This is a genomic window from Polaromonas sp. P1_G1 (assembly GCF_056405595.1).
In genome coordinates, this window is sequence record NZ_JBFUBU010000009.1 from 72,845 (window position 1) to 85,689 (window position 12,845).

Consider the following 12,845-nt stretch of genomic DNA (forward strand, 5'->3'; position numbering starts at 1 on the left):
TGTCTCTCGAGACCAGCCCTCTGCCAGCCCGTGGAGAGGCTGGCGGCCTCGCCGCAACACTGCCGGCCGGCCGCGCACCCAAGGTGGCCATGGTCGCGGGGGAAACCTCCGGCGACCTGCTGGCGGGTTTGCTGCTCGACGGCCTCAAGGCCCGCTGGCCGGCCTTGACCTCCAGCGGCATAGGCGGCCCGCAGATGGTCAAACGCGGTTTTGAGCCCTGGTGGCCCAGCGAGAAGCTCGCCGTGCGCGGCTACGTTGAGGTGCTGCGCCACTACCGCGAGATCGTCGGCATCCGCGAACAACTCAAACAACGCCTGCTGGCGCAGCGCCCCGATGTTTTCGTCGGCGTGGATGCGCCCGACTTCAACCTGGACCTCGAGGCCGCCTTGAAAGGGCAGGGCATCAAGACCGTGCACTTTGTCAGTCCGTCGATCTGGGCCTGGCGCGCCGACCGCGTTGAAAAAATACGGCGCAGCGTGGACCACGTGCTGTGCATTTTTCCGTTCGAGCCGGCCTTGCTGGCCGCCCACGGCATTGCCGCGACCTATGTCGGGCATCCGCTGGCCAGTGTCATTCCGCTGCAGCCCGACCGCGCCGCCGCACGGCGCGCGCTGGGGCTGCGGGACGACAGCACCGTGGTCGCTATCCTGCCGGGCAGCCGGAAGTCGGAAATCCAGTACCTGGCGCAGCGGTTTTTCGCTGCTGCGGCCCTGATCCGTAGGTCGCAGCCCGCAATCCAGTTCGTCGTGCCCGCCATCCCGGCCCTGAAAGCCACGATCGAACACATCGCCGACGAAACTGGCATGCGGGCCCATCTGCAAATCCTTGAGGGCCAGTCGCACGCCGCCCTGGCCGCGTGTGATGTCACCCTGATCGCCAGCGGTACCGCCACCCTGGAAGCCGCGCTGTACAAGCGGCCCATGGTGATCGCCTACAACATGAACTGGCTGTCCTGGCAGATCATGCGGCGCAAAAAGCTGCAGCCCTGGGTGGGCCTGCCCAACATCCTGTGCCGCGACTTTGTCGTGCCCGAGCTGCTGCAGGACCAGGCCACGCCCGAGGCGCTGGCCGGGGCGGTCCTGCAATGGGTGGAGGCAAAATCCTCGGCACCTGACAAAATAGCGGCTGTGGAACAACGATTCGCCGCGCTGCATACCGAACTGCGGCGGGATACTTCAACATTAGCGACCGATGCGATCCAGCAAATTCTTGAAAGCTGAGCAAACCGCGCTGTCCTGGGACATTCCCGGGCTGGTGGCCGGCGTTGACGAGGCAGGGCGCGGCCCCTTGATGGGCCCGGTGGTGGCCGCCGCCGTCATCCTTGACGAATTGAACCCGATCCAAGGACTGGCCGACTCCAAGAAGCTCACGGCCCTGCGCCGCGAAAAGCTCTACGACGAAATCCGTGCCAAGGCCCTGTGCTGCTCGATTGCGCAGGCCAGTGTCGAAGAGATTGACAGCCTCAACATCCTGCAGGCCACCATGCTGGCCATGAAGCGCGCGGTGGAGGGCCTGCGTCTCAAGCCCAACAAGGTGCTGGTCGACGGCAACCGCCTGCCCACGCTGGTGATCCTTTCGGAAGCCATTGTGGGCGGCGACGCACTGGTGCCCGCCATCTCGGCGGCCTCCATCCTGGCCAAGGTGCACCGCGACCGATGGTGCGCCGAGTTCCACCTGGAATATCCCCAATACGGCTTTGCCGACCACAAAGGCTACGGCACGGCCGAGCACCTGGCCGCGCTGCGCGAGCACGGCGCCTGCCCGCAGCACCGCAGGTCCTTCGCGCCGGTGGCCGAGGTCCTTCGGTGAGCCAGGGTTCTTCTTCCTCTTCCGGGCCTGCCGCCGAAGTCACCCACGTCACCTCGCGCGACAACCCGCTGATCAAGGATTTGCGCAGGCTGTCCCAGGACAGCACGGCCTACCGCAAGCAGGGCCGCGTCTGGCTGGAAGGCGATCACCTGTGCCGCGCGGCGCTGGCGCGGGGGCTCAAACCTGCCCTGGCTGTTTTTTCGGAATCCTATTGGCCGGTCGCCCCCGCGGAATGGACGCGTGCTGCGCCCAAAAGCATCGTCATCCCCGACGCCTTGCTGCCCGAGATCAGCGGCCTGGAGTCGCCCGCGCGCATGGGCTTTGTGCTCGATTTGCCGGCCGCCACCGGCCTGCAGCCTGCTGCGGCCTCGGTGATCCTGGACAGGGTGCAGGACGCCGGCAACGTCGGCTCCATCCTGCGCAGCGCCGCGGCCTTTGGTTTCGGCCAGGTCATCGCCCTCAAAGGCACGGCGGCGCTCTGGTCGCCCAAGGTCTTGCGCGCCGGCATGGGCGCCCACTTTGCCCTGCAACTGGTGGAAGGCCTGGAGTCCGAGGCGCTGGCCGCGTTGACGGTTCCCATCGTCGTCACCAGCTCGCACCACGGCGACTTTTTGCACCAGCAAAAGCTGCCCATGCCCTGCGCCTGGGCCATGGGTCACGAAGGGCAGGGCGTAGGCGACGACCTGATGGCCAGGGCAGCCCTCAAAGTCCGCATAGACCAGCCCGGCGGCGAGGAGTCGCTCAACGTCGCCGCCGCCGCCGCGATTTGCCTCTATGCCAGCTCGTTGGTGAAGAGCTCTTAATTCCAGCCGGGGCCGCGGAACTGGCTTTGCCAGGCCGCAGGCGCAGCGGCCCCCTCGGGGGGCAAGGAGCTACACGCAGTGAGCGACTGTGGGGGCCTTCATCAGCATGAGCCGCGGAACCGGCTTTGCCGGGCCGCAGGCGGGCGGCCCCCTCGGGGGGCAGGGAGCTACACGCAGTGAGCGACCGTGGGGGCCAGTGTTCAGGCTATAATCAAGGGCTTTTCAAAACACAGCTTCGCCCGAGCGCATACAAAGCCACCACCCTCACAAAAGCAGCCTGCAAGAGTCTTGACCGAGACGTTTCTTGTGCACGCTTGGGCGAACCGTAACCAACCCGGAGAACCCAGTGCTTTTGTCTCTACAGGGAAACACCCCTCACGCCATCCTGGCGCTCGCAGACGGCACGGTCTTTATCGGCAATTCGATTGGGGCCGCGGGCTCCACGGTCGGCGAAGTGGTGTTCAACACCGCGATGACCGGCTACCAGGAAATCCTCACGGATCCCAGCTACTGCCAGCAGATCGTCACCCTCACGTACCCGCATATCGGCAACTACGGCATCAATGCCGAAGACGTCGAAGCTGAAAAAGTCCATGCCGCCGGCCTGATCATCAAGGACCTGCCGCTGCTGGCCTCGAACTTCCGCATGACCATGACCTTGTCCGAGTACCTGGTCAAGGAAAACACCGTCGCCATCGCCGGCATAGACACCCGCCAGCTGACCCGCCACCTGCGCACCAAGGGCGCGCAAAACGGCTGCATCCTGGCCTTGCCCGCGGGCGAGGCGGTGAGCCAGCCGGCGATCGAGAAAGCCGTCGCGGCGGCGCGCGGCGCCCCCAGCATGGCCGGCCTGGACCTGGCCAAAGTCGTCTCGGTCAAGCAGACCTACGAATGGACGCAGACCGAGTGGAAGCTCGGCGCGGGCTACGGCGTGCAGATCACGCCGAAATTTCATGTCGTGGCCTTCGACTTCGGCGTGAAGAAAAACATCCTGCGCATGATGGCCGAGCGCGGCGCGCGCATCACAGTGGTGCCGGCGCAAACGCCCGCGGCCGACGTGCTCAAGCTCAAACCCGACGGCATCTTCCTGGCCAACGGCCCTGGCGACCCGGAGCCTTGCGACTACGCAATCACCGCGGTGCGCGAACTGATCGAAACCGGCATCCCGACCTTCGGCATCTGCCTGGGCCACCAGATCATGGCGCTGGCCAGCGGCGCGAAGACCTTCAAGATGAAGTTCGGCCACCACGGCGCAAACCACCCGGTCAAAGACCTGGACAACGGCCGCGTCAGCATCACCAGCCAGAACCATGGTTTCGCGGTCGATGAGAAAAGCCTGCCCGCCAACCTCAGGCCCACGCACATCAGCCTGTTCGACGGCACGCTGCAAGGCCTGGCCCGCACCGACAAGCCGGCCTTCTGCTTCCAGGGCCACCCGGAAGCCTCGCCCGGCCCGCACGATATTTCATACTTGTTTGACCGTTTCACCGCGCTGATGGAACAGGCTGGGGAGAAGAAAAATGCCTAAGCGCACAGACATCAAGAGCGTCCTCATCATCGGCGCCGGCCCCATCATCATCGGYCAGGCCTGCGAGTTCGACTACTCCGGCGTGCAGGCCTGCAAGGCCTTGCGTGAAGAAGGCTACAAGGTCATCCTGATCAACAGCAACCCTGCCACGATCATGACCGACCCGGCCACCGCCGACGTCACTTACATCGAGCCCATCACCTGGCAGACGGTCGAAAAAATCATCGCCAAGGAGCGCCCCGACGCCATCCTGCCGACCATGGGCGGCCAGACCGCGCTCAACTGCGCGCTGGACCTCTGGCACAACGGCGTGCTCGACAAATACAAGGTTGAGTTGATTGGCGCCAAGCCCGAGGCCATCGACAAGGCCGAAGACCGCCTGAAGTTCAAGGACGCGATGACCAAGATCGGGCTGGGCTCGGCCCGTTCCGGCATCGCGCACAGCATGGATGAGGCCTGGGCCGTCCAGAAGACCGTCGGCTTCCCCACCGTGATCCGCCCCAGCTTCACACTGGGAGGCACCGGCGGCGGCATCGCCTACAACTCCGAAGAGTTTGAAGTCATCTGCAAGCGCGGCCTCGAAGCCTCGCCCACCAACGAGCTGCTGATCGAGGAATCGCTGCTCGGCTGGAAAGAGTACGAGATGGAAGTCGTGCGCGACACAGCCGACAACTGCATCATCGTCTGCTCCATCGAAAACCTGGATCCCATGGGCGTGCACACCGGCGACTCCATCACCGTGGCGCCGGCCCAGACGCTGACCGACAAGGAATACCAGATCCTGCGCAACGCCTCCCTGGCCGTGCTGCGCGAGATCGGCGTGGACACCGGCGGCTCCAACGTGCAGTTCTCCATCAATCCGGTCGATGGCCGCATGGTCGTGATCGAGATGAACCCGCGCGTGTCGCGTTCCTCGGCGCTGGCTTCCAAGGCCACGGGCTTCCCGATCGCCAAGGTCGCCGCCAAGTTGGCCGTGGGCTACACGCTCGATGAGTTGCGCAACGAAATCACGGGCGGCGCCACCCCCGCGWSKTTCGAGCCCAGCATCGACTACGTSGTCACCAAGATCCCRCGTTTTGCRTTCGAAAAATTCCCGGCCGCCGACTSSCGCCTGACCACGCAGATGAAATCCGTGGGCGAGGTCATGGCCATGGGCCGGACCTTCCAGGAGTCTTTCCAGAAAGCCCTGCGCGGCCTGGAAGTCGGCGTGGACGGCATGAACGAAAAGACCCAGGACCGCGAAGTGCTCGAGAAAGAACTCGGCGCGCCCGGCCCTGACCGCATCTGGTACGTAGGCGATGCCTTCGCCCAGGGCATGAGCGTCGACGAAGTTTTCGCGCTGACCAAGATCGATCCCTGGTTCCTCGTGCAGATCGAGCAGATCGTCAAGATCGAGCTTGAACTCGAAACCACCTCGCTCGACAAGATCGACGCCGTCACGCTGCGCGCGCTCAAGCAAAAAGGCTTCTCCGACCGCCGCCTGGCCAAGCAGCTCAAGACCACCGACACGGCGATCCGCGAGAAGCGCCGCGCGCTGGGCGTGCGCCCGGTCTACAAGCGCGTGGACACCTGCGCCGCCGAGTTCGCGACCAACACCGCCTACATGTATTCGACCTACGAGGCCGAAGGCAGCGAATGCGAAGCCGCGCCCACCGACAAGAAAAAAATCATGGTGCTGGGCGGCGGGCCCAACCGCATCGGACAGGGCATCGAGTTTGACTACTGCTGCGTGCACGCGGCGCTGGCCATGCGCGAAGACGGCTACGAGACCATCATGGTCAACTGCAACCCCGAGACCGTCTCCACCGACTACGACACCAGCGACCGCCTGTATTTCGAGCCGCTGACGCTCGAAGACGTGCTCGAGATCGTCGACAAGGAAAAGCCGCTGGGCGTGATCGTCCAGTACGGCGGCCAGACACCTTTGAAGCTGGCACTGGACCTGGAAGCCAACGGCGTGCCCATCATCGGCACCTCGCCCGACATGATCGACGCGGCGGAAGACCGTGAGCGCTTCCAGAAGCTGCTGCACGAACTCAAGCTGCGCCAGCCGCCCAACGCCACGGCTCGCACCGAGCCCGAAGCACTCGAAAAAGCCGCCGGGCTGGGCTACCCCCTGGTCGTGCGCCCCAGCTATGTGCTGGGCGGCCGCGCCATGGAAATCGTGCACGAACAGCGCGACCTCGAACGCTACATGCGCGAAGCCGTCAAGGTCAGCCATGACTCGCCGGTGCTATTGGACCGCTTCCTGAACGACGCCATCGAATGCGACGTCGACTGCCTGCGCGACCCTGAAGGCCGCACTTTCATCGGCGGCGTGATGGAGCACATCGAACAGGCCGGCGTGCACAGCGGCGACTCGGCCTGCTCGCTGCCGCCGTATTCGCTGAGCGCCGAAACCGTCACCGAGATCAAGCGCCAGACCGCGGCCATGGCCGAGGCGCTCACTGTGGTGGGCCTCATGAACGTGCAGTTCGCGATCCAGAACATTGACGGCAAGGACGTGATCTACGTGCTGGAAGTCAACCCGCGTGCCTCGCGCACCGTGCCCTTCGTCAGCAAGGCCACCGGCATCCAGCTGGCCAAGGTGGCGGCGCGCTGCATGGTCGGCCAGTCGCTGGCTTCGCAAGGCATCAAGGACGAAGTCACGCCGCCTTACTTCAGCGTCAAGGAAGCGGTGTTCCCCTTTGTCAAGTTCCCCGGCGTGGACACGATTCTCGGCCCCGAGATGAAGTCGACCGGCGAAGTCATGGGCGTGGGCAAGACCTTCGGCGAAGCCTTCGTGAAGTCCCAACTGGGCGCGGGCACCAAGCTGCCAACCTCCGGCAAGGTTTTCCTGACCGTCAAGAACAACGACAAGCCGCGCGCCGTGGAAGTGGCGCGCGCGCTGGCCGCGCAGAAGTTCGAGCTGGTCGCGACCAAGGGAACGGCGGCGGCCATCCAGGCGGCGGGCATTGCCTGCACCGTGGTCAACAAGGTCACCGAAGGCCGGCCGCACGTGGTGGACATGATCAAGAACAACGAAATCGCCTTGGTCATCAACACCGTSGARGAGCGSCGCAACGCGATYRCCGATTCGCGCCAGATCCGCACCTCGGCSCTGCTGGCCCGCGTGACGACCTACACCACCATYGCCGGYGCYGAAGCSGCSGTGGAGGGCATGAAATACCTGGACAACCTCCCGGTGTATTCCGTGCAGGAGCTGCACGCGCAGCTGGCCTGACGGCCTGGGTAGCCCGGGTTTTTCCCGGGCTTTTCCAGGGCTATTCCCAGCTTGAGCCAGGCTCGATTTGCATTAAACTTGTTTCGTTGAAATTTTGGATTCAAGCGCCGCCGCCAGGTGACTGGTGGCGGTTTCGCTTTTGCAGGAGCAAAAAACATGGCCACCATTCCCATCACCAAGCGCGGCGCGGAAAGCCTCAAGGCCGAGCTGCACCAGCTCAAGACCGTTGACCGCCCCTGGGTCATCAATTCGATTTCTGAAGCGCGCGCCCAGGGCGATCTGAGCGAAAACGCCGAATACGACGCCGCCAAGGACCGCCAGGGTTTCATCGAAGGCCGCATCCAGGAAATCGAGGGCAAACTTTCCGCCGCGCAGATCATCGACCCGTCCGAACTGGACGCCGGCGGCAAGGTGGTGTTCGGCTCGACCATCGAACTGGAAGACGAAGACACTGGCGACAAGGTGACCTACCAGATCGTCGGCGAAGACGAGGCCGACATCAAGCAGGGCCGGGTCAACATCAGCTCGCCGATCGCGCGCGCCCTGATCGGCAAGGACGAGGGCGATACCGCCGAAGTCCAGGCGCCGGGCGGCATCAAGCGCTATGAAATCATCGCGGTGATGTACATCTAAATTGAATTTGATGAAGCAGCGCTTCAATGTGATGGTGGCCGCCCTCTGGTGGGGCAGCCTGACCGGTTTGGGATTTGTCGTCGTCCCCATGCTGTTCGCCAACCTGGGCGCGCCCGCTGTGGCCGGTGCCATGGCGGCCAAGCTTTTCACCGCACAGACCTGGCTCAGCGCGGGCTGCGCCATGCTGCTGCTGGTGGTGCTCAATAAAAAGGACGACGCAATCCTCGCGCGGCAAGCGCAGGCCGCGATGAAATTCGTGGTGGCGGGCTTGCTGCTGGCCTTGCTGGTGGAGTTTGGCATTGCGCCGCGCATCGTCAGCGCGCGTGCCGAAGGCGGCAACCTCAAGCTCTGGCACGGGCTGGGCACGGCCTTGTATGTCGTGCAATGGCTGTGCGCCGGCTTGGCGCTGTGGCGCCTGGTGCCCACAGCACAAGCTGATCAGCCGCCCGCGGCGGGCTGAAAAACGCTTCAGCAGCGTTCCGCGGCTTCGAGCGTATTGACCAGCAGCATGGTGATGGTCATGGGGCCGACACCGCCGGGCACCGGCGTGATGTAGCCCGCGACTTCCTTCACGCCCTCAAAATCCACGTCGCCGCAGAGCTTGCCTTCGTCGTTGCGGTTCATGCCCACGTCGATCACGACCGCGCCCGGCTTGACCATGTCGGCCGTCAGCACATTGCGTTTGCCGACGGCGGCCACGATCACGTCGGCCTGCAGCGTCATGGCCTTGAGGTCTTTGGTCGCGCTGTGGCAAATCGTGACGGTGGCATTTTTTTGCAGCAGCATCAGTGCCATGGGCTTGCCSACGATGTTGCWGCGGCCWATCACCACCGCRTGCTTGCCCTTGAGGTCGTAGTGGATGCTTTCCAGCATCTTCATGCAGCCGTARGGCGTGCAGGGCCAGAAGCCCGGCTGGCCSACCATGAGCGCGCCGGCGCTGGCGACGTGAAAACCGTCCACGTCCTTGGCCGGCGAGATGGCCTCGATGACCTTCTGTGCGTCGATGTGGGCCGGCAGCGGCAGCTGCACCAGGATGCCGTGGATGGACGGGTCATTATTGAGCGCGTCCACGCGCGCCAGCAGGTCGGCTTCGCTGAGGGTGTCGGGGTATTTTTCGAGCACAGAATGCAGGCCGTTGTCTTCGCAGGCTTTGACCTTGTTGCGCACATAGACCTGGCTGGCCGGGTTTTCGCCCACCAGCACCACGGCCAGGCCGGGCGTGACGCCGCGTGCGCGCAGGGCGGCGGCCCGCCGGGCGACGTCAGCGCGCAATTGTTTGGAGAGGGCGTTTCCGTCAATCAGCTGGGCGGTCATTTGAATCGGCTTCTCAAAGTAAAAACGCCCGTTGGTCCAATCAATACGGGCGTTAAAGCTATCAAGGGATAGCGAAAGAGGGAATCAGGCCTTGGGCGCGTTGGACCCCAGGGCGATTTTGAGCAGGTCGGCCACGGTGTTGGCGTTGAGCTTTTCCATGATGTTGGCGCGGTGCGCCTCCACCGTCTTGATGCTGATGCCCAGGTCGTCGGCGATCTGCTTGTTGAGGCGTCCCGCCACGATGCGCTCGAGCACCTGGGCTTCGCGCGAGGTGAGCTTGGCCAGCAGGGCGTCGCGGCTGGCGGACTGCTGGAATTCGCTGAAGGCCTCCTTGGCCTGCTCCAGCATGCGCTCGACCAGGTTGACCAGGGCTTCTTCCTGGAAAGGCTTCTGGATGAAGTCCATCGCGCCTTTTTTCATGGTGTTGACCGCCATGGGCACGTCGCCGTGGCCGGTGATGAACACGATGGGCAGCGGCGACTTGCGCTCGACCAGGCGGTCTTGCAGCTCCAGGCCCGTCATGCCGCCCATGCGGATGTCGACGATCAGGCAGGCCACTTCGCGCGGGTCGTAGCGGGAGAGGAAAGTTTCGGCGGAGTCGTAGCAGCGGACGCGGTAGTCCTTGCCTTCGAGCAGCCACTGCAGCGAGTCGCGCACGCCCTCGTCATCATCAACGACGTAGACGGTACCTTTTTTGGGAATCAAGCTCATGCCAAACTTTCTTTCGTGAACTTCTCAAGAGACGGTTCTTGAAGGGTTTTCAGTGAACGCCTGCGTTCCTGGCTGCCGTGTTGTCGCCGGCTGGCGCCGTCGGCAAGAGCAGGGGTGTCACAGGGATCCAGAAGGTAAACCGGCACCCCACCACTTCGTCCCCATTGTAGAGGTTCTCGGCCTCCATTCTTCCCTGGTGGGACTCGACAATGCTGCGGCACAGCTTCAGGCCTATGCCCATGCCTTCGGCCTTGGTGGAGTAGAAGGCTTCATAGAGCCGGCCCATGACCTCGGGCGACAGGCCGCGCCCGGTGTCGAGCACCGAAAACTCCACCACGGCCTGGTCTTCAATCTGCTTGGGCACCACCCGCAGCTCGACGCTGCGGCGCGCCGTCGGCAGGTGTGCCTGCTCTATGGATTCGGCCGCGTTTTTCATCAGGTTGATCAGCACCTGCTCGATCAGGATGGGGTCCACCATGATTTCGGGCAGGCGGGCCGCGATGTAGTGGCTCAGGCGCACGTGGTGGCGGCGCAGTTCGATGTCGGCCAGCTCCATGGCGTTGCTGACCATGGTGGCCACGTCGGCCGCCGTGCGGTTGGGCTCGCTGCGTTTGACGAAGGAGCGTATGCGCTGGATGATCTGCCCGGCGCGGTGCGCCTGCTTGGCGGTCTTGTCCAGCGCGATCAGCAGGTCTTCGTTGCTGATCTGCTTGCCCTTGATGCGCGACACCATGCCGTTGCAGTAGTTGTTGATGGCCGTGAGCGGCTGGTTCAGTTCGTGCGCCACGCTGGAGGCCATCTCGCCCATGGTGATCAGGCGGCTGGCGGTCTGGGCCCGTTCGTTTTGCTGGGCGGCCTGTTCCTCGGCATGGCGCCGCGGCGTGATGTCGGTGGCGATCACCATCTGCGCCAGGCGGCCGTCCACCCAGGTCAGGTAACGTGAACGCACTTCCAGCCATTTGCTGAGCTCGGGCACAAAGATTTCGGCGTTTTCCGTTTGCGCCGCCGTCAGCGTATCGGTCGGAAAGCCGGCCAGGCCGTCGACCGCGTCCAATGTGTCGTCGGTGGGCACGGCACTGGGCACCCCGGCCTGCGCAATCAGGTTCAGGTGGCCCGACACCTCGCCGCCGAACCAGGAGCGGTACAGCTTGTTGGCGAACAGCAGTTCCTCGCTGCCCAGCGGCGCCACGGAGACGGCCGCGTCCAGCCCCTCCAGTACCGTGGTGAAGCGCTCATAGGAGGCGGTCAGTTCCTCGCGGATGCGCTTGGGCTCGGTGATGTCCGTCATTGAGGTCATCCAGCCGGTCTGCTGTCCGCGCGGGTCTATCAGCGGCGACACATACATGCGGGCGTCGAAAATCTGGCCGTTCTTGCGCTTGACGCGAACCTCGAAGCCGCCCGGCGGCGTGCGGCCGTGCAGCTCGTCGTCCAGCCGCTGCATCAGGGTGTCGATCTCGCCTTCCGGCCAGTGCGGAAACGGCGGCGTGCGGCCCACCAGGTCGCCCTCGGTCAGGCCCGTCATCTGGCAGAAAGCCGGGTTGACGTAGGTGATGCGGCCCTGCAGGTCCAGCGCGCGCATGCCGGTCAGCATGGAGTTTTCCATGGCGCGGCGGAAGTTGGTCTCTGAGATCAACGCCTGCTGGGCCTGCACGCGGCGGCGCGTGTGGCGCCAGGTGCCCAGCAGCATCCACACCGTGAGCGCGCTCAGGGCGCTGACCAGCCAGAAGAAGCCGCTGCCCACCACACCCAGCGAGGTGCGGTAGCCCTCGGCGCGTATCAGCAGGCCGTTGCCCACCGGTGAGACCGGTATCTCGTATTCGGCCGCGCCGTCTGACCAGGGCAGCAGCCGGGCCGCGGGATTGCGCGGTGGCGGCAGGTTACCCGCCAGCACCTGGTTCTTGTCGTCGATCAGGGTCACCGCATATTTGGCCGTGACTTCGGTCGGCACGCCAAAACGCAGCAGGCCGTCGATGGAGTACTCGCCCATGATGACGCCGGCGAATTTTCCCTGGTCGTCCAGCGGCACTTGCAGCTGCAGGGTGGGCGCGTTGTAGCCGCTGGCTTCCTTGGCTGCCAGCGGTCGTGAATACACCGGCTGGCGCAGGTCCCTGGCGAGGTCATAAGTGCCGTCGGTCTCGCCTACCTTGAGCTGTTCGCCCGCGCCGCGCAGCTGGCTGGCGTTGGCACTGGGCGATACGTAGGCGACCTTGATGCGCCGTTTGCTGTCCACCCAGGTCACCGCCATCAGCTCGGGGTACTGGTTGACCAGCGATTCGGCCTGGGTGATGAACTCCTCGGTGTCGATTTCCTTGTTCGAGACGTCGCGGCCTATGCGCATGAGCTGCTCCTGCCGCTCCAGCAGGCGCAGGCGCAGGCGCTGCTGGGCATATTCCACGTCTCGCTTGACGGCTTGCTGCTCACGGTCGATTTCCTCGATGCGCAGGTAGCCGAAAGCGGCGATCACGGCCGCCAGGAAAAGCACGACGGCCAGCAGCGGGCCCAGCGTGATGAAACGGTCCTGGCGCGACGGCGACTGCCGGCGCCACCAGTGGCGCCACAGGGCCAGGGGAGCGGGATTGGCCGCGATGTCGGCGGGGGCGGGGGCTTGCTGGGTCATAAGAGGAAGGGTGCAGTTTAAGGGAGATGCCCTCGGCGTAGCTGGGTTGACCCTGATCGTTTAAGGTGAAGCGAATCACCCTCAATGCGACGTATGCTTACTTTTAAATTTCTTAATGTGAAATGAGTAAGCACTATTTGAAATTGTGCGAATATTGTGGGAAACTAGAGACTTGAATCTAATTTGCGTTTACAACACGCTTAGACC

Annotated in this window: 10 protein-coding genes; 7 read left to right on the forward strand and 3 right to left on the reverse strand. The window is 64.2% G+C overall.

Features of this window, described 5'->3' with window-relative positions:
- Positions 1-89: 89 nt before the first annotated feature.
- The 7 genes from lpxB to AC1D1Y_RS06110 all read left to right on the forward strand — a co-directional run bounded on the left by lpxB (position 90) and on the right by AC1D1Y_RS06110 (position 8,456).
- Positions 90-1,220 (forward strand): lipid-A-disaccharide synthase, encoded by a 1,131-nt coding sequence (lpxB, locus tag AC1D1Y_RS06080; protein WP_477681600.1) that lies wholly within the window; start codon positions 90-92, stop codon positions 1,218-1,220.
- Complete coding sequence (gene rnhB, locus AC1D1Y_RS06085) at positions 1,192-1,809, forward strand: ribonuclease HII (RefSeq protein WP_436154247.1); 618 nt, start codon at positions 1,192-1,194, stop codon at positions 1,807-1,809. The genes lpxB and rnhB overlap by 29 nt, the downstream gene beginning before the upstream one ends.
- Positions 1,806-2,612, forward strand: a complete 807-nt coding sequence (locus AC1D1Y_RS06090; protein ID WP_477677505.1) for a TrmH family RNA methyltransferase — start codon at positions 1,806-1,808, stop codon at positions 2,610-2,612. The genes rnhB and AC1D1Y_RS06090 overlap by 4 nt, the downstream gene beginning before the upstream one ends.
- 346 nt (positions 2,613-2,958) lie before the next feature.
- The gene (gene carA, locus AC1D1Y_RS06095) at positions 2,959-4,140 is read left to right on the forward strand and encodes a glutamine-hydrolyzing carbamoyl-phosphate synthase small subunit (RefSeq protein ID WP_436154249.1); all 1,182 of its coding nucleotides are present in this window, start codon (positions 2,959-2,961) and stop codon (positions 4,138-4,140) included.
- Entirely contained in the window at positions 4,133-7,363 is a 3,231-nt protein-coding gene (gene carB / locus AC1D1Y_RS06100) for a carbamoyl-phosphate synthase large subunit (protein ID WP_477681561.1), read from the forward strand. The genes carA and carB overlap by 8 nt, the downstream gene beginning before the upstream one ends.
- Positions 7,364-7,519: 156 nt before the next feature.
- On the forward strand, positions 7,520-7,996 hold the full coding sequence (gene greA / locus AC1D1Y_RS06105) for a transcription elongation factor GreA (protein WP_477652175.1): 477 nt from the start codon (positions 7,520-7,522) through the stop codon (positions 7,994-7,996).
- A gap of 10 nt (positions 7,997-8,006) precedes the next feature.
- Positions 8,007-8,456: a DUF4149 domain-containing protein gene (locus tag AC1D1Y_RS06110; RefSeq protein WP_477681562.1), complete on the forward strand. Its 450-nt coding sequence runs from the start codon at positions 8,007-8,009 to the stop codon at positions 8,454-8,456.
- Positions 8,457-8,464: 8 nt separating this feature from the next.
- On the opposite strand, the gene folD is transcribed toward AC1D1Y_RS06110, so the two are convergent.
- The 3 genes from folD to AC1D1Y_RS06125 form a co-directional block, all read right to left on the reverse strand.
- Complete coding sequence (gene folD / locus AC1D1Y_RS06115) at positions 8,465-9,310, reverse strand: bifunctional methylenetetrahydrofolate dehydrogenase/methenyltetrahydrofolate cyclohydrolase FolD (protein WP_477681563.1); 846 nt, start codon at positions 9,308-9,310, stop codon at positions 8,465-8,467.
- An 84-nt stretch (positions 9,311-9,394) separates the two neighbouring features.
- Positions 9,395-10,021 carry a response regulator transcription factor gene (locus tag AC1D1Y_RS06120; RefSeq protein WP_411877690.1) on the reverse strand — a complete coding sequence of 209 codons (627 nt, stop codon included), beginning with the start codon at positions 10,019-10,021 and terminating at the stop codon, positions 9,395-9,397.
- A gap of 49 nt (positions 10,022-10,070) precedes the next feature.
- Positions 10,071-12,638, reverse strand: coding sequence for a PAS domain-containing sensor histidine kinase (locus tag AC1D1Y_RS06125; RefSeq protein ID WP_477652172.1), 2,568 nt, complete (start codon positions 12,636-12,638; stop codon positions 10,071-10,073).
- Between the last annotated feature and the right edge of the window lie 207 nt (positions 12,639-12,845).